Here is an 18,924-nt window from a genome sequence, read left to right as displayed (position 1 = left end):
TATCAACATCATACGGCAACAATTAAGGTTAATAAAGTAAATACTACGTAAGATACCATCAGCAGACCCAGTTTTGAGCGCTCCCGTTCTCTGAACGTTTTTCTTGAAATTGTCATTTTATAAATATTTTATTCAGACTGACAATGCCAAAAGAAGTTCCATTGTTGTTTAGATTAATTTAATTAATTGAAAATGAGTGTTTTGGTTATATTTCATCATGTGCCAAAATACAGAAAAGCCTATCAAAATGATAGGCTCGTTATTAAAATGATAGGTTTTATTTTTTTAACCAATTAAGTTCTTTCTTAAAAAAAACAGACTAAAACTATGTTCCTTTATATTTTTGAAGGCATTTTTTAGCTTAAAGCGAAGCTTCTCTTATATAATCTTAACTTCTAAACTGAAAACTTAATGGTTTAATTCTCAATGTATTTAAAATTAGTTATAATTAAATGATAATCAATTGTTTATTGTTTTAAATAAAATACTCCAGTATCTACAGCGTAGATTTTAATTAACATTTATCTCAAATGATATTCTTCCAGTTTGCGGTATAAGGTAGCAATCCCGATTTCCAGTAATCTTGCTGCTTCTGCCTTGTTTCCTTTGGTGTATTGAAGCACTTTCTGAATGTGCTCCTTTTCCAGAGATTTCATGCTGAAAGAATCGTTTTCAGAAGAAACTTTTTCAGAATAACGCGGAAGACTTTCTGCATCAAGGATATGATTGTTCATTAGGATTAAACTCCTTTCGACGGTATTTCGCAGTTCCCGTATGTTTCCTTTCCAGTCGTTTTTTTCCAATGTTTTATAATATTCCGGAGAGATTTCAATATTGGAGATATGAAGTTTTTGAGAAAAAACATTCACAAAATTTTTAGCCAGAGCTTTCAGATCCTCTTTTCTCTCGCGAAGCGACGGAAGCCTGATTTCAAAGATATTCAGCCGGAAATAAAGATCCTCACGGAAGTTTCCCTGCTTTATTTCTTCCTCCAGATCACGGTTTGTAGCGGCAATCAGTCGAAAATCCGATCTGGAAACCTTCGTTTCTCCCATTTTGATAAACTCTTTGGTTTCCAGTACGCGAAGCAGTTTTGCCTGAAGCTCAATCGGCATTTCTCCGATTTCATCCAGAAATAGGGTTCCGCCATTGGCTTCTTCCACCAGTCCTTTTTTATCTTTTACTGCTCCTGTAAAAGCTCCGGCTTTATGCCCGAAAAGTTCGCTTTCCAGAATTTCTTTGCTGAAAGCGGAACAGTTGATGGCTACAAAATTATTTTTCTTTCTGTCGCTGCCTTCATGAATGGCATTTGCAAAAACTTCCTTTCCTGTTCCGGTTTCGCCCGTCAGAAGAACGGTTGCATCGGTTAACGCTACTTTTTCTGCCAGTTTCTTTGCCTGAATAATGGAAGGCGAATTTCCGATAATTGTTTCAAAACCTTTTGAAGAAGAACTCTTCTGGATGATTTTCGATTTGTTATCTTTCGCTTTTTCTAAAGATTTATAAACCAGCGGAATAATTTTATCATTATCATCACCTTTCACCAGATAATCGTAGGCGCCGTTTTTCATTGCCTGAACTGCGTCCGTAATATTTCCGAAAGCCGTCATCAGAATAATTTCCAGATGAGGATATTTTGTTTTGATGGATTTTACTAAATCTACTCCGAAAGCATCGGGAAGCCGAACATCGCTTAGCACGACATCAAATTCATACTGTTCGAGCATCGTCATCGCAGAACGTGCGGTGGAAGCTTCTTTTACGTTAAAATTTTCTTGGGAAAGGATCATTCCTAATAATTTCAGGAGCTTGATCTCGTCATCGATGATGAGGATGTTTCCTTGCATGGTGTTGTAATTTGGAAAACTGATGCAAACTTAAATATAAAATGCGAATCTTAATCATAGATTTTAATATTTATAAAATGGAAGGATTCTTTTTTGATTGCTTACATTTGTATTCATTCTATTTTAAGGGTGAAAAATGAAGTTTATGATTGATAAAAAATTCAGGGAAGAAATTCATACAGATAAAAATAACTACGAATATATCACGGTTTCCAATGACGAAAATGGAGTAAGAATTTACACTTTAAAAAATGGTTTAAAGGTTTTTCTTGCCCAAAATTCCGATGCTCCGAGAATCCAGACTTATATTCCTGTGAGAACCGGAAGCAATAACGATCCTTCTGATAATACAGGTTTGGCACATTATCTTGAACATATGATGTTTAAAGGAACCTCTAAATTAGGAACTCAGAACTGGGAAAAGGAAAGTGAATTATTAGATCAGATTTCAGATTTATACGAACAGCATAAAGCGGAGAATGATCCTGAAAAAAAGAAAGAAATTTACCGCAAAATAGATGAAGTTTCTCAGGAAGCGAGTCAGTATGCCATTGCGAATGAATATGATAAGGCAATCTCTTCTTTAGGCGCAAGCGGAACCAACGCACATACATGGTTCGATGAAACGGTTTACAAAAATAATGTTCCGAACAATGAGCTTGAAAAATGGCTGAAAATCGAGAAAGAACGTTTTTCTGAACTGGCTTTAAGGCTTTTTCATACCGAGCTGGAATCTGTTTATGAGGAATTCAACAGAGCACAGGACAACGATTCGCGTCTGGTAAATTATGAACTGATGGACGCACTTTTTCCTACGCATCCCAACGGACAGCAAACCACGTTAGGAAAGGCAGAACATTTGAAAAATCCCTCCATGAAGGCGATTCATAAATATTTTGATGAATATTATGTTCCGAACAATTATGCCATGGTTTTGGTGGGAGATCTTGATTTTGAAGATACGATTCAGCTTGTTGACCAATATTTCGGGACCATTCCCTACAGAGAGCTTCCGAAAAAAACGCCCATCATCGAAAAATCGATTACGGAAATTATAAAACGAACGGTAAAAAGTCCCACAACGCCGAGAGTACAATTGGCGTGGAGAACGGAAAGTTACGGCACAAAAGAAGCGATGTTGGCGGATGTGGTGGTAAATATTCTTAGCAACAGGGGAGAAGCAGGATTGCTGGATCTGAATATTAATCAGACTCAAAAATTATTGTGGGGACAGGCGTATTCAGTAGGTCTGAAACAGTACGGATATTTTTCCATCGTTGCCGTTCCGAAGGAATCGCAGACTTTGGATGAAGCCAGAGATTTGGTTCTGGAGCAGATCGAACTGGTTAAAAAAGGAGAATTTCCGGACTGGATGCTTCCTGCCATCATCAATGATTTTAAAATTCAGAGGATGAAGGCGCTGGAAACCGCAGACGGATTGGCAACAAACCTTTATGATACGTACATCAAAGGCAGAACCTGGGAACAGGAACTGAATGAAATGGATCAGTATGAAAAACTGACGAAAGAAGAGGTTATCGCCTTTGCCAATGAGTTTTTCAGAGATAATTATGTTATCGTTTATAAAGAAAAAGGAGTAAACGAAAAATTGATCCGCGTAGAAAATCCGGGAATTACTCCTGTGAAAATAAACCGTGAAGCCCAGTCTGATTTTTTACACCAGATTTTAGAAGAAAAAACGGAAGACATTCAGCCAGAATTTGTGGATTATGAAAAGGAAATTCAGAAAGATACCGTGAAAGGAAAAAGGATAAGTTTCGTTAAAAATAAATACAACGATATTGCGCAGGTTCATTTTATTTTTCCTTTCGGAAGCGATCATGACCGCGATCTGGGAATTTCAACTCAGGTTCTTCAATATCTTGGAACTGAAAAATTCTCTCCGGAAGATCTGAAAAAAGAATTCTTCAAAATCGGCGTTACCAATGATTTTAAAACCACCAACGATCAGCTGATTATTTCGCTGAACGGCTTGGAAGAAAATATTGAAAAAGGAATAGACCTTCTTCAGCATTGGCTGTATGAAGTAAAACCGGATCAGGAAATTTACAGACAGTTTACAGAAACTATTCTGGAAAACCGTGCTGCGATGAAGAAGGATAAAGGCAGAATTATGACGGCTCTTACCAATTATACCAAATTGGGACCTTTTTCGCGGTTCACGGATGTTATTTCAAAAGAAGAGCTGGAAAGCAGCAATGTGGAAGTTTTTACAGACCGGATGAAGAAGCTATTCAAATATCCGTATCAGATATTTTTCTACGGAAGAAATTTTGAAAATTTCACTTCGTACATCGGAAAATATACTGAAAATGAAAGTTTTGTCATTCCGGAGCCTAAAAATTATCCGGAACCTGAAACAGACGGAAATGTATATTTTACAGATTACGACATGGTTCAGATGGAAATGAGCAAAGTAGGAAGAGGTCGCAATGTCAATACGGAAAATTTTGGTAAAATCAATGTTTTTAATGAATATTTCGGACGCGGTTTGTCATCCATTGTTTTTCAGGAAATCCGTGAAAGCAAAAGTTTAGCCTATTCTGCATACGTTTCTTACGCAGCGAATTCAGAGTTGGATCATCCGGATTACATTACCACCTACATCGGAACGCAGCCGGACAAATTGCAGATTGCAGTAGATACGATGACTGAACTGATGACTGAACTTCCTGAAGTGAAAGTACAGTTTGAAAATGCAAAAAATTCTGCTTTGAAACAGATTGCTTCGCAACGGGTAACGAGAACGAATATTTTCTTCAATACCTTAAGATTAAGAAAACTGAATATTCATCACGATTTCAGGAAAGATATCTATCGCCAGATTGAAAGCCTGAAATTTGAAGATCTGAAAGATTTTTACGACCATTATATAAAATCCGTTCACTTCAACACCGCCATTATCGGGAAAAAAGAAAACCTGAACAGGGAAGCGGTTGATAAGATGGGAACCTTCAGGGAAGTGAGTTTAAAAGATATTTTCGGACATTAAAAAAGAGGCTTGAAAAAGCCTCTTTCTGTTTTTAGTTCATGTGCAATTTCCATCCTGAAAATGCGGATTAAAAAATCTAAATAAACGCTTATTATATAGAGTTTAAACTTTTTAAAAATATTCTTTTGGAAACGCAGAGACGCAAGTTTTTTATTAATCTCAAATCATTAAGGCGCAAGAAAATCAAATATTTTCAATAGGTATTATGCTTAATTTTATCGTAGATAAAATTTTTTGCACCTTAAGATAGGACAGTATTTATTGAATATTTTGCGTTTTTCGAAAGTTTAAGTTTATATTTTAAAAAGGATTTCAGATCAGCAAATGTTGTAAAAACATTATTTTATTTAACATAATATATTTTTTTCTTAAATGTGTGAAAAATTATTGGAGAATTGTTTCTTTTGTTTAAATTTATCTTAAAATATAGCGGTATCCGAAAAGCTCACAGAGTAGGAAACAAATTAAAACAAAAACAATGAAAAATTTAAAGAAACTTTCTAGAGAAAATCTTAAAACAGTAAAGGGAGGATTAATGATTTGTATGAACTACGATGGTGTTTGCGAAAAAGTAGGTAAGTTCTGTGGAGAACCGGAATGTAAAAATTAAAAATCTTTTTAGACTCTTAAAGTAAGAATAGTAAAGAAATAAAAAAGTCCTGAAATTTTCAGGACTTTTCTTATTATTTATTTTACAATCTTCATCTCATCAATCAGCCATTTGGAATCTGCAAATTTATCGATGATGAAAAGAATATACTTCGTATCCACCATGATATTTCTGCTGAAACGAGGATCATAATTAATGTCGCTCATTGTTCCTTCCCATTGTCTGTCGAAATTCAGTCCTACAAGATTTCCGTTGGCATCAAGAGCCGGACTTCCGGAGTTTCCTCCAGTTGTATGGTTGGTAGCTGTAAATCCTACAGGAACATCGCCGGTTTTATCTTTGTACACTCCGAAATCTTTTTTGCTGTAAAGATCAATCAGCTTTTTCGGAACATCAAATTCGTAATCTCCCGGAACATATTTTTCCATTACACCCGCCAAATGCGTCTGATAATTATAAGAAACGGCATCTCTTGGGGAAGAACCCTTTACTTTTCCGTACGTTACACGAAGGGTAGAGTTCGCATCCGGGAAGAATTTTCTGTCTTTATCAGTTGCCATTTGCTGAGCCATGTAAGTCTTCTGTAAAGCATCAATTTTTGTCTGCATCGATGTAAACTGAGGATCAGCTTTGGTGATGTAGGTGTCTCTCATGGATAAATAAGTCTGATAAACAGGATCTTTTTTCAATGTTTTGATCAGTTTATCCTGATTGGAGAGTGCCTTTTCGATATCTTTACTAAGAAAAGCTCCGTTTACTTCAGTTCTTCCTGTGATGATGGAATTTTTAGAATCTTCTTCAATCGTCTGAAGATTTTGCGCTTCATTTTTATATTTTTCAAATCCTGCAGGTAAAAATTCCGGAGCCGTTTTATTGGCATAAAGAGCCAGTAATTTTGCCGTAACTTTTGCATCAAGCTCTGCATTGTAATCTTTGTAGAAAGAAGTTAGTCTGTTTTTAAAAGAGATGGTTCCTTTTTCATCCATTCTTCCGGCTTCAACCGCAGTGACGTAGTTGTAGAAAAGATTGGCAAGCGTTAACGTTTCTGCATTTCTGATGGTTTCAGAATAATATGCGTTGTTTAATGCATAAGGAGCCTGATCGTTGTACAGTTTGTTCAGCTGATCTAAAGTCGTTTTAATATCTTTATTTTTAGCGATAAGAGAATTTTCATACTGTGCTTTTTTCTCTACCGCATTAGATTTTTTCAAGCCTTCTACTTCACCGATCCATTTTTTCCAGTAATTGGCTACCGAAGCGTATTTTGAAGCATACTGAATTCTTGTGGCATCATCGGTACGCATTTTTTCGTCCAGCGTTTTCAAAGCAACATCTCTCACTGAAATTCTCGCAGGATCGGTGTCTTTCATGATCTTTTCAACCGCAATTGCAGGAAGATATTCTGTGGTTCTTCCCGGGAATCCGAATACAAAAGTGAAATCATTCTCGTTTTTATCTTTAATGGAAACAGGAAGATAATGTTTCGGAACGTAAGGAACATTGTCTTTAGAATATTCCGCTGGTTTGTTATTTTTATCAGCATAAATTCTGAACATAGAGAAATCTCCTGTATGTCTTGGCCAAACCCAGTTGTCTGTATCCGAACCGAATTTTCCGATGCTTTGAGGCGGAGCTCCTACCAAACGGATATCTTTGAATGTTTCGATAGTGAAAGCATAGAATTTATTTCCGTAATACATGGATCTTACAGAAATCGACTGATAAGGTTCTGTTTTCTGAGAATTTTTGTAAATCTCAATATTTTTGGCAATCTGTTTAGAAAGTTCAGGTTCCTGAAGTTTATCCGTACCTTCTAAAATCTGGGAAGTTACTTCTTTGATATCAACAATAAAGTCTACCGTTACTCCCGGATTCGGAAGTTCTCCCTGAGGATTTTTTGCCCAGAAACCATTTGATAAAAGGTCATTCTGCACGGTTGAGTGAGACTGAATCTGTCCGTAACCACAGTGATGGTTGGTAAGCAATAACCCTTTTGGCGAGATAATTTCTGCGGTACAGCCTCCGTTGAACTGTACTACCGCATCTTTTATGCTTGCTTTTTGCGGATTGAAAATGTCTTTTGCAGAGATTTTCATTCCCAAATCTTTCATTTCCTTTTCATTAAGCTCCGTTGGAATCCACATTCCGCCGTATTGCTGTGCAAACGTCATTACAGCCGGCAAAAGAAATACAGATAGAAGTATCTTTTTTGTCATAATCAAAATTTTGCCGAATTTACGAAGAAAATAGTATACTTAGATTAAAATTGGCTGATAGTTGATTGTTTTTTAGAGGCTGTTCAAATTTAATATTTTATGATTCTGTTATTTTCAAACGTAAAATTATAATTCAGCATACCTATTATTCTAGAAAAGTAAAAACAAATAAAATTTTTGTATCAAGATTGATGATACGATTTAATCTTTAATCATTTCGATCTATCAACCATCAACAAGAAAATATCAGGCGGCTTAATTTTTGCTGCTGAAAAAGCATTCACGCTAAATCATTTATTATGAAAAAAACAATTCAGATTTTGGGAATCGCTCTTGCGTCGCTTGTGGTTTCCTGTACGCAAAAAGACAAAAATCCTGAAGTGGAGATGAACCCTAAAACAGATCCGATGGCGATTCAGGCCCCGGTGGACAGTACAAAAGAAACTTCCGTTGCGGGTGCTGATAATTCAGAAAATTCTTTGGACTGGGACGGAACGTATGAAGCCACAGTTCCATGCGCAGACTGTCCCGGAATTAAAACCATCCTTGTTTTAAGTAAGGATAAATCTTTTAAAATCACAGAAGAATATCTGGAAAGAAATTCTAAAAATGAAGATACAGGAATGTTTACATGGGATTCTACGGGAAGCATCATTACCTTAAACGGAAAAATTTCAAAATACAAATACAAAGTTGGGGAAAATACACTTACACAGCTTGATATGGAAGGAAAACCGATTGACGGCCCGAACAAAGCCCTGTATATTTTTAAAAAGAAATAATCGTGTAACCTCCAAAATCCCTCATTTGAAGGGATTTTTTATTGACATCGATGATATTAAAACTGGTAGGCAATTATTTTATCATCTTCCATCAGGTTCTTCATTAAAATTTCATGATTGGTATTATTGCCTGTAACCACCCATGTTGTCGAGAGATTTCCCTGTGTATATTGTTGTTTTGCCAAGGTAAATTTCAGATGGTTTCTCTTAAAAAGCTCTTCACAATGTTGAATATCATGGTAATTAACTACCGCAATCTTATATTCCCGAATTTTATGATGTCTGTCTATAAATTTTTCAAAATAGGTTAAATAATTTAAAACCACTAAAATAAGAAGCGTTCCGAGGAGAGAAAGATAAACATATCCTGATCCGACTGCCATTCCGATGGAGGCGGTTGCGAAAATAGTTGTGGCAGTGGTAATTCCGTCGATTTTGCTGTCTCCTTTAAAAATAACGCCTGCTCCCAGAAAGCCAATTCCGGTAATGATGTTAGCTGCAAGACGATCCGGATTGGCAACTCCGATTTTAATGGAAAGTATCGTAAACAGGCAGGATCCGAAACAGACCAGAATAAAAGTGCGCAACCCTGCCGATTTATTCCGGTACTCGCGTTCTGTCCCGATGAAAATGCCGAGAAGAACAGAAATGAAAATCAGCAGAAGCTCATTCTGGATAACGTAATGATCTTTTAAAAATTCCATTTTGAAGATTTTACTAAATAAAATTACAATAATTCTTTTGATAAAAATTCAAATGAGGTATATTGTATAGTAAAATGCTACAACCTTGAATGAAAGTCTGAAAAAGTCGATTGAAAACCTGTATTCTGTTTTTTCAAAATATGAAATCCGATCTGTTATAGAGGGATGCCTCTATTGCGTTTCGAATCGTGACAAAGAGAAAATTCATAGTAAGGAACTCAGAGAGCTCGAAGAAGAGGATCTTTCCCGATATGCTTTCAAAGCAATGACAACGTGGGGAAATGTGGATGATTTTAAACATTTCCTGCCGAGAATACTGGAACTTTGCATTGATCATGATCTGGGAATCCATCCGTTTGGTATTTTCGGAAAGCTGAAGTACGGAAAATGGGAAATCTGGGATAATGCTGAAAAAGAAGCCGTTATCGCTTTTCTTTTAGAATGGTGGAAGTATTTCTTAGAAAACAGGACTTTCTTTGATGATGATTTGTTTTTCGGAATCTATAATATGACAGGTGAAATCGAAAGATTACTAGCATACTGGAAAGTGGATATTGCCCTAAACAGCTTTATGATTTATATGGATTTTATCCGGGATTATTATCCGGATTTTGTCAACGAAAACCGGGAAAATAAAAGTTTCGATGAATCAGATCAGCTAAAATTTCTGAAATGGATCAAAGAAAATGCGAAAAGTCTTGAAGAAGGTTTCTACTATTTCGAAAAGGGGGATGAAAGTTTTGCAAGGGAAATTTCGGACGCGCTGTATATTTTGGAACACAGCTAAAAAAAGACTGCCTTTGAGAGACAGTCTTTTGTAATAGTATTCAGGTCAGTTTAATTTTTAGTGAATTTCTGAACGAATGTTTTATCTTTTGTGGATAATTTAATGATGTAGTTTCCTTTGGCAAGTTCAGGAACATTCATTGAATTTCCTTTTACCGATGCTGAACTTAATATTCTTCCTGAAGCGTCGTAAATTTCAGCTTTTACAATTTCATCTTTAGACTGAATGTTTAAAACTTCTTTTACAGGATTCGGATAGATCGAAACTTCATTGTTTTTTGATGCCATTTCGGACGTCGACAATACGTTTTGAACAGTTGTTGTGTAAGTATTGGTCACAACCGGAGCATTATAATCAAAATAAATTTTTGCAGTGTTACTGAAGCTGTCTCCAATATTTAATGTGGATTTTGTTTTAATTTTAAATGAAACATATCCGCCATTATTTCCTGCCGCGTAAGGAAGCTGAATATTTTCGAAAATAAATTCTACGGTATTCGGATTGGTAGTTCGGGTTATAAAGTTATGACTGCTGTTTAACGGAATTAGTGTGGACAGATCAAATTTCGAGGTATCAATCTCATCTTTTACGACAATGTTTTGCGCATTTGCAGTTCCGGTATTCTCAAATCTGATCACATAATGAACATAGTCGCCTACTTTTGCCTGTGTAATGGAAGTTCCTTCCAGACACGTTTTATCATTCGGATCGAAAGAATTGACAACAGTCTGATTTAACGTAAATGTATTATCCAGAGGAGTTTCGTCCGTTGCTCCATTAATTTGAGTGGTATAATTAAGAACCGCGCCACCATTTAACGGAGGAGTTTGTGTAGGAGTATTTAAAGCAAAGGTAACTGTAATTTCTCTGGTTTCAAAAGGATTCAGGTTGCTGAAATTCCAGTTTAAAAGTCCGGTTGACTGAGAATTTACCGTGACAGATGAGCTTGATAAATCCATCAGGTTATCATTGTAATTGAAAGATAAAGTTCCGGATTGTGTTCCGGTTCCTTTGTTTTTATAAACGATTTTGTATTTTGCACTGAAGCCTGGTCTTGCCGCAGTAATCGGAATAATTACCGCTTCAAGATCATTGTGTGCTCCATTGGCTGAAAGGCAGAAGTTTTGTATTAATGGACTCGTTTGCGTTGGAAAATTTGCTGTTAAGCTTATGGGTGAAATATTGAAATAAGAAGGATTCTCAATAACCGGAGTTATTGTGTGAGAACCAGCGCCTACGGCAATTGAATGATTTCCTGATGCATTCGCAATTAAACTTCCCGAAACTGTTCCGTTGGTAATATTGAATTTCTGAAAAGCTTTATTACTATCATTAACATCACAACCGTTATTGTTACCATCATATTTTGTATTTCCCTGAATGGTATAATTTACTCCACCCGGTGTAAAAGAACAGTAAGAGTTTATCACGCAGGAACTTCCAGATGGTAATAAAGCGCTTACATTCGATATTTCTGAATCATCGGCACAAATGTAAACAAGATTAGGAGTGTTGGAAAAAGTTGAATTACTATTTGGGGTAAAATTGTTGATACCATTCTTTATAAACAATGATTGAAGATAGGGATTTGAATCGCATAAAAAAGTCGCCAGATTTGGATTTTGGGAAAAATCAATGCTTGTAAACTTATTAGTCGTACATCTAATCCCTAAAAGTTGTGGAAAAGAACTGAAATCCTGCGTTGTAAATTTATTATTAAAAATATTTAAATATTCTAAATTAGGTGTTTGGTTTACGGGAAGTGACTGAAGATTATTCACTGCCAGATTTAATGAATTTAGATTAATATTATTATTTAAATAAATATTATTAAGTTGTGATAACTGAATATCAGCACTATATAAATTTGTTAACCCGGAAAGATTAATAGAAGGAAGGTTTGCCATGAAAATATCAAGATCGTATAATTGGCTGCAACCTTGGATATTAACTGATGAAAGTGCATAACATTGGGAGATGTCAAGTTTATATAAGTAGATGTTATCACTAATATCAAGAGATGTTAAAAGAAGAAAGTTATTAATCCTAAGACTCTCAAGTTTGGTAAAACTTTTAATACCTTCCATTGAAACGATATTATCAAAATAATAAGAGGAATTAGGGATTATCATTTTATCAAAATTTAACGACTTTATTTTTGCAGCTTCGGTCACCTGAATTTCTCCATCATGATTAGTATCAATAACTGTAGGAAAACCGTTGATATTCAATGCGAAAGATGTAGAATTAGTGAGTAAAATATTTTTGAAATTCGCATCCGGAATATTCACAATCTGTGCCTGAAAAACAGCACATAAAACGATACAAATGATTAAATAGATTTTTCTCATGTATTATTAGTTATTAGTTTATTTTTTTAATTAAAAGCAAAAATAAACCATTGAAAATTAATCTCAATGGTTTATTATGTTAAATATTTTTATAATTTTTACTGTTTTTCTACCAAATCCAAAAACTGCTGTTCATCCAAAATCTCAATTGTTCCGATGTCCTGTGCTTTTTTCAGTTTGCTTCCGGCTTTTTCGCCCACCACAAGGAAATTAAGGTTTTTGGATACTGCCGAAATATTTTTTCCGCCGTGTTTTTCTACCATTTCTTCCGCCGCTTCTCTTGTAAATAATGATAATTTTCCGGTAAAAAGGAATGTTTTACCTTCCAGAACATTGGATAAAACTTCGTTCGTGCTTTCACCTTTTTCCAATTGCACTCCGTAAGATTTTAACCTTTCGATCATCAAAATATTTTCGGAATTTGCAAAGAATTCTACAATGCTTACCGCGATTTTGGTTCCAATGTCTTCCACTTGGCAAAGCTCTTCCACGGTTGCATTTTTCAGATCTTCGATGGTCGGGAAATTTTTAACCAGTTTTTTGGCAACCGTTTCTCCGACGTGTTTTATCCCGATTCCGTACAGTACTTTTTCAAACGGAATTTCTTTGGATTTTTCGATTCCTGAAATGATGTTCTGTGCCGATTTTTCTGCCATTCTTTCGAGCGGAAGAAGCTGCTCCTTCGTTAAAACATAGAAATCCGCAGGATTTTCAATCAGTCGTTCTCTGTAAAGCTGCTCAATCGTCTCACTTCCCAGATTATCAATATTTAAAGCCTTTCTCGAAACATAATGGATCATTCTTCCTACAACCTGTGGCGGACAGTGGAGATCATTCGGACAGAAATGAATCGCCTGATCTTCAATTTTTACAAGCTCAGTGCCGCATTCTGGACAATTTTTGATGTATTCAATTTCTTTGCTTTCTTCCGTTCTTTTTTCGGTATTGACGCCGACAATTTTCGGGATAATTTCACCTCCTTTTTCTACATAAACGAAATCATTTTCATGAAGATCAAGTTTTTTAATAATATCTTCATTGTGAAGCGAGGCTCTCTTTACGATCGTTCCGGCTAATAACACAGGTTTCAGATTCGCAACCGGAGTGATGGCTCCTGTTCTTCCGACCTGATAGGAAACGCTTTGCAGTTCGGTTTCCACTTTTTCAGCCTTAAATTTATAAGCCATTGCCCAACGTGGAGATTTTGCAGTATATCCAAGTTGTCTCTGCTGTTTTAAAGAGTTGACTTTTAAAACGATACCGTCAATTTCAAACGGTAAATTATGTCTTTCAACGTCCCAGAAATTAATAAATTCTTTAACCTCATCCAAAGTCGTACATAATTTTGCCTGTTGGGATGTTTTGAAACCCCAGCTTTGCGCTTTCTGAAGCAGTTCCCAATGCGATGCTGCAGGAATATCTTCTGAAATAAACTGATACAGAACCGATGAAAGCCCGCGTTTTCTCACTTCGCCGCTGTCCTGCATTTTAAGACTTCCGCTTGCTGTATTTCGGGGATTCATGAAAGGATCGAGACCTTCTTCCTCACGCTGTTTGTTGATTTTATCGAAATTTTTTCGGGTTAAATAAATTTCACCGCGCATAAAGAAATGTTCAGGGAAATCACCTTTCAGTTTCAGAGGAATATCCGAAATGGTACGAACGTTTGCGGTAATTTCATCACCCTGAAATCCGTCGCCGCGAGTTACTGCCTGAACCAGTTTTCCGTTTTCATACAAAATGGAGATCGAAGCACCGTCGTATTTCAGTTCGGCAACAAATTCCACCGGTTCGTCAATGGTTTTAATAATTCTTTTTTCCCAGTCTTCAAGATCATCAAAATCATAAGAATTATCAAGAGAATACATTCTGAATTTATGCTGAACCGTAGGGAAAACTTTGGTAATTCCACCGCCGACACGAACGGTAGGAGAGTTTTCGTCATAAAATTCGGGATATCGGGCTTCCAGATCACGAAGTTCTTCCAGCAACATATCAAAATCATAATCCGAAATCGTCGGAGTATCAAGGAGATAATAATTTTCGTTGTGCTGATGAAGCTCTTTTCGCAGATCTTCTATTTTTTGTTGTATGTTTTCGGACATCGGGTTTTTATCTTTTCAGCAAAAATAAATAAAAGTAATTCCAATTTAAAAAATAAGGGAATTAAATATTCCGCGAAAATTAAAAAGTTGTAACATATTTCAACCCACTGATTATCCACCAGATAAAATCGGGGTTAAAATTCAGGTAACATAAGGTTCCCATATAATTTAAAAAATGTTAAAACTCCCTTAAACAGAGGATCCGGAAAGTCAGAATACATTTGCAAAGCTAATTTGTAGATATGAGAAAAGTAAAGATTGTATTGGGACTATTGTTCCTGAGTTTTGGAACGCTTGCGTATGCGCAGACCACTCAGGCTTCTATTGTAGGAAAAGTTACCGGAACCGGAAAAGCTCCGCAGGAAAAGGTAAAAGTAACCATTGTAAATGAATCGACAGGTTTTAAAACGGAAACGGAAACCAATTCGAAAGGAGAATATATTTTCAAAGAAATTCCTTTGGGCGGCCCTTACACGGTATTCGTAAATGATGAAAAGAGAGAAGGCTACAATGTAAATTTTGGAGATCAGGTAACGGTAAACGTAGATCTGGGAAGCGAGAAAAGCATTGAAGAAGTTGTTGTTACCGGAAATTTAAAAAACAAAATCGGGAATTTAGGTGCAGCAACAGCCATCACAACCAAAAACATAGGGATTTTGCCTGTAAACGGAAGAAACTTTAACAACCTTGCTGAACTTTCACCTTTGAGCGGTAAAAACGGAAGTATTTCCGGACAGTTGGGTTCTTCCACGAATTTTACCATCGACGGAATGACGGCGAAAAACCCTACATCTGCAGGTTCTACGACAAGCAGAAGTAATGCTCCGTTTTCTATTTCCATCGAAGCGGTTCGTGAATTTAAAGTAACCACCAATCAATATGATGTCACATTAGGAAGAAGCGGAGGCGGAACCGTAAGCGCGGTTACAAAATCCGGAACCAATACATTCTCAGGAAGTGCATGGGAATATTTAAGAACAAACTGGCTTTCCAGCAAATACGATATCAGAGGAAATAAAATCAATAACGATTTTTCTACTTCCCAGTTTGGGTTCTCTTTAGGCGGACCGATCATTAAGAACAAACTGCATTTCTTCGTTGCATGGGATCATCAGTTGGATTCAAGACCGTTGCAGATTGCTGATATCAAATCTCATGACGACGAATTGAGGTTAAATACCACAACGGCTACTTTAAATAAATTCCTTGACATTGCCAGAGCAAAATATGGAGTTGGAAATACACCGCAGTTCGGAAGTTTTGATAAAGTGAGAAATTCTGATGCCGGATTTTTGCGTTTAGACTGGCAGATTAACGATAAAAACTTATTGACTTTAAGAAATAACTTCACCTATGATCTGAACAAAAACGGTTTAGGAGACAATACAGCGATCAACGCTTTTGAATCCTATGGAAATGATAAAAATCTGGATAACAGCTTATTGTTGACTTTAAGATCCAACTTAAAACCGAATATAACGAACGAACTGAAGGCGCAGTATCTTTACACGTTTCAGGACAGTTATCAGAACGATCAGCTTGGTCATCCCGTTCCGAGAGCCATTGTCGAAAATATCGTAACCAGCATTGACGGAAAAGATAAGGCAACCAATATTCAGATCGGAGGGCACCGTTTTGCGCAGGAAAGTTTTAGGAATAATGTTTTCCAGATCGTAGACAATTTATACTACAATACGGATAAAATCAAATATACATTCGGAGCAGATTTAATGTATACGATGGCAAAATCTGTGTACGGAAGTGAAGTGAACGGAAGATTCCACTTCAGGGAGAATCCTACTGTGAACGGTGGAGATAATTTATTTAATTTCAATAATCTTGTGGCGTACAGATTTTACAGAGAAGTTCCTTTGATGCAGGATCCTTCTGTAAAGTCCAATATTTATAATTTGGGAGTTTACGGACAGATTCAGACAAAAATTGCAAAAGGTCTGGATTTAATGGCGGGTTTAAGATTGGATTACGGCGGTTATCCGAAAGCAGGATTCAACCAGAAATTGTATGATGAAATGGGAATCCGGACAGATAATCAGATCAAATCATTCATCATTCAGCCAAGATTCCAGTTCGATTGGAATATTAATGAAGGAAATAAAGACTTCCTGAAATTCGGGGCTGGAATTTTCTCTTCAGACATCAATAACTATATGATTATCAATAATCTGGTGTTTGACGGAAGACATTTGGCAACAGTGGATGTAAATCCTTCTCAGATTGGTCTGAAGCCGGATTTCATAAGTTACAGAAACGATTACGGAACGGTTCCTACTTTAGCGCAGTATCAGCTTCCGACAATTAACTACACAGGAAAAGATGCAAAAATTCCGGTGGTTTACAAAGCCAATGTTTCTTATACGCATTTCTTCAACGAGAGATTCAGAGCGGGAGTTGCGGGCTACATGACGTTGGGAAGAAACAACTATTTCTACTACGACAGAAATATGGTGGCAAATCCGTATTTTACGCTGGATAATGAAGGAGGAAGAGGAGTTTTTGTTCCTGCAGCAACGATCGCAGCCAACGGAACGCTGAACTGGAAAGACGGAAGAATCAACAAAAATTTCGGAAGAGTTCTGGAATTGGTGAGTGATGGAAAAGTCAATCAGTTTTCATTCGTTTTAGACACAAGTTACCGTTACTGGAAAGACGGAGAAATTACAGCAAGTTACACTTGGGCGGACATCAAAGATAATACTTCGTATAACGGAAACGTAGCCAATTCTGCAACATTGTCTACCATGGTTTCAGGAGATCCGAGAAACTTAAGAATGTCGTATTCGGATAACCAGTTCAGAAACAAAGTCGTTATCTACGGGAACTCTCCAACGATTGCAGGATTTACTTTAGGAATCCGTTATGCAGGAATCGGTGGGACGCGTTTCTCTGTAACGGCAGGCGGAAACGTAAACGGGGATTTCGTAGACACGAACGATTTAGCTTACATTTTCCCGAATCTTACACAGACTTTAATTGATAATCCTGAAGTGGGACAGGCTTTAAAGAACTACATTACAGATTATAACAACAAAGTTGCAGAAAGAAATGGTGGGAAGAACGGTTTCTACGGAGTTTGGGATGTTCGTGTAGCAAAGAAAATCAAATTTGAAAAAATCGGAGCTTTTGAACTTTCTGTGGATATTTTCAATGTTGCCAATTTGCTTAACAAAGAATGGGGCGTTAATAAATCCTACGGAAATACAGCGCTGTACAGAATTACAGGATTTGATCAGGCTACAAAACAGTTTAAGTACAGTCTGAATACAAGCGGACTGGAGCCACTTTCCGGAAATCCTTACCAGATCCAGATCGGAGCGAAATATTCTTTCTAATCTAAAAATAAGTTTAAACTCATTTTAAATGTAAACGCAGAAGAGACAAAAGACTTTGTTGAGTTTATTTAAAGTATTTCAAAAGTCTGCAAAGAGAAAAATCTTTAATTTTTTTAACTTATGTGCTCTTTTTTTACATTTAAGTACTCAACTTAAATAACTAAAGTGTTACAATCTTTTGCATCTTTTGCGGTAAAAAAGTTTAGACAAGTTTAATGTAAAAAAAATGTGAATGGTCAATTTTGCTTTGCAAGTGATTGTTAATTTTAAATGACTGATCATTGAAAGCATAGGATTTACAATTGGCGATTCACTTAAATAAATTTATATACCTTTATCTGAAAGTTGAAAGACTTTCGAATACAATTCAAATTATATTATGAAAAATTTTATCTTAGGGTTAGCAGTTTTAAGCACAGTTGGAATGAAGGCACAAACCCAGATCGTAGCACACAGAGGTTATTGGCAGACGCAGCCGCCCACGACAGAGAACTCTCTGAAATCGTTGGAAAATGCACAGAATTTGAAGATTTACGGATCTGAATTCGATGTAAGAATGACGAAAGACGGAGTTTTGGTGGTAAACCACGACGAACATCACGCCAAAATGGAAATTTCCGAAACCGATTTTAAAGAACTGGAAAAAGTAAAATTATCCAACGGTGAAGATTTTCCCACTCTGAAAGACTATTTAAAACAAGGGAAGAAAGATAAATCGTTAAAACTGGTGGTTGAAATAAAGCCTGACAAAACGAAGGAAAAAGAAGACGAACTGACGGCAAAAACCATCAAAATGATCAAGGATATGAAGCTTGGAGCACAATGCGATTTCATTTCTTTCAGCTTAAATATCTGTAAGGAAATTAAAAGGCTGGAACCCACTTTTAAAGTTCAGTATTTGAAAGGAGAACTTTCCCCGCAACAGATCAAGGACGAAGGTTTAGACGGAATCGATTACCATTATAGCATTTTCCAGAAAAATCCTACATGGATTGCAGATGCAAAAGCTTTGGGATTGATCACTAATGCATGGACGGTGAATGACGTTGCCATTGCCGATGAATTAAAAAAACAGGGAATTGGTTTCATCACCACCAATATTCCGGATCAACTTAAAAAATAAGATCATACCATCTTTATTAAAAAAGTCTGTCTCTTT

General features: G+C 36.3%; 11 protein-coding genes. 6 read left to right on the top strand and 5 right to left on the bottom strand.

The window, feature by feature from the left end:
- Positions 1 to 521 precede the first annotated feature (521 nt).
- Positions 522 to 1,847: a sigma-54-dependent transcriptional regulator gene (locus AC52CF_RS15320; protein WP_290266102.1), complete on the bottom strand. Its 1,326-nt coding sequence runs from the start codon at positions 1,845 to 1,847 to the stop codon at positions 522 to 524.
- Between the two features lie 136 nt (positions 1,848 to 1,983).
- Between AC52CF_RS15320 and AC52CF_RS15315 the strand changes: the two genes are divergently transcribed.
- The gene (locus AC52CF_RS15315) at positions 1,984 to 4,860 is read left to right on the top strand and encodes a M16 family metallopeptidase (RefSeq protein WP_436835757.1); all 2,877 of its coding nucleotides are present in this window, start codon (positions 1,984 to 1,986) and stop codon (positions 4,858 to 4,860) included.
- Between the two features lie 478 nt (positions 4,861 to 5,338).
- Positions 5,339 to 5,470: a bacteriocin-like protein gene (locus AC52CF_RS15310; protein ID WP_262487837.1), complete on the top strand. Its 132-nt coding sequence runs from the start codon at positions 5,339 to 5,341 to the stop codon at positions 5,468 to 5,470.
- A gap of 77 nt (positions 5,471 to 5,547) precedes the next feature.
- Here AC52CF_RS15310 and AC52CF_RS15305 read toward each other — a convergent pair whose 3' ends face one another.
- A complete protein-coding gene (locus tag AC52CF_RS15305) occupies positions 5,548 to 7,686 on the bottom strand; it encodes a S46 family peptidase (RefSeq protein ID WP_375181048.1) in 2,139 nt (712 codons plus the stop codon).
- Positions 7,687 to 7,985: 299 nt separating this feature from the next.
- On the opposite strand from AC52CF_RS15305, the gene AC52CF_RS15300 reads away from it, so the two are divergent.
- Positions 7,986 to 8,468, top strand: a complete 483-nt coding sequence (locus AC52CF_RS15300) for a copper resistance protein NlpE (protein ID WP_496517345.1) — start codon at positions 7,986 to 7,988, stop codon at positions 8,466 to 8,468.
- Positions 8,469 to 8,524: 56 nt separating this feature from the next.
- Here the strand turns inward: AC52CF_RS15300 and AC52CF_RS15295 are convergent, their stop codons facing one another.
- Positions 8,525 to 9,172 (bottom strand): MgtC/SapB family protein, encoded by a 648-nt coding sequence (locus AC52CF_RS15295; protein ID WP_214588841.1) that lies wholly within the window; start codon positions 9,170 to 9,172, stop codon positions 8,525 to 8,527.
- 85 nt (positions 9,173 to 9,257) lie between these two features.
- Between AC52CF_RS15295 and AC52CF_RS15290 the strand changes: the two genes are divergently transcribed.
- Positions 9,258 to 9,959: a hypothetical protein gene (locus tag AC52CF_RS15290; protein ID WP_496517344.1), complete on the top strand. Its 702-nt coding sequence runs from the start codon at positions 9,258 to 9,260 to the stop codon at positions 9,957 to 9,959.
- Between the two features lie 50 nt (positions 9,960 to 10,009).
- Here the strand turns inward: AC52CF_RS15290 and AC52CF_RS15285 are convergent, their stop codons facing one another.
- Both AC52CF_RS15285 and ligA read right to left on the bottom strand, forming a co-directional pair.
- Positions 10,010 to 12,310 (bottom strand): DUF7619 domain-containing protein, encoded by a 2,301-nt coding sequence (locus AC52CF_RS15285; RefSeq protein WP_496517343.1) that lies wholly within the window; start codon positions 12,308 to 12,310, stop codon positions 10,010 to 10,012.
- 98 nt (positions 12,311 to 12,408) lie between these two features.
- Complete coding sequence (gene ligA, locus AC52CF_RS15280; protein ID WP_375181052.1) at positions 12,409 to 14,415, bottom strand: NAD-dependent DNA ligase LigA; 2,007 nt, start codon at positions 14,413 to 14,415, stop codon at positions 12,409 to 12,411.
- A gap of 242 nt (positions 14,416 to 14,657) precedes the next feature.
- Here ligA and AC52CF_RS15275 point away from each other — a divergent pair, with 242 nt between their 5' ends.
- Positions 14,658 to 17,765 (top strand): TonB-dependent receptor, encoded by a 3,108-nt coding sequence (locus AC52CF_RS15275; protein ID WP_375181053.1) that lies wholly within the window; start codon positions 14,658 to 14,660, stop codon positions 17,763 to 17,765.
- Positions 17,766 to 18,144: 379 nt separating this feature from the next.
- Positions 18,145 to 18,888 carry a glycerophosphodiester phosphodiesterase family protein gene (locus AC52CF_RS15270; RefSeq protein ID WP_214588845.1) on the top strand — a complete coding sequence of 248 codons (744 nt, stop codon included), beginning with the start codon at positions 18,145 to 18,147 and terminating at the stop codon, positions 18,886 to 18,888.
- Positions 18,889 to 18,924 lie beyond the last annotated feature (36 nt).

This window comes from Chryseobacterium sp. 2P, assembly GCF_059579425.1.
This window is presented reverse-complemented; position numbering and strand designations above follow the sequence as displayed.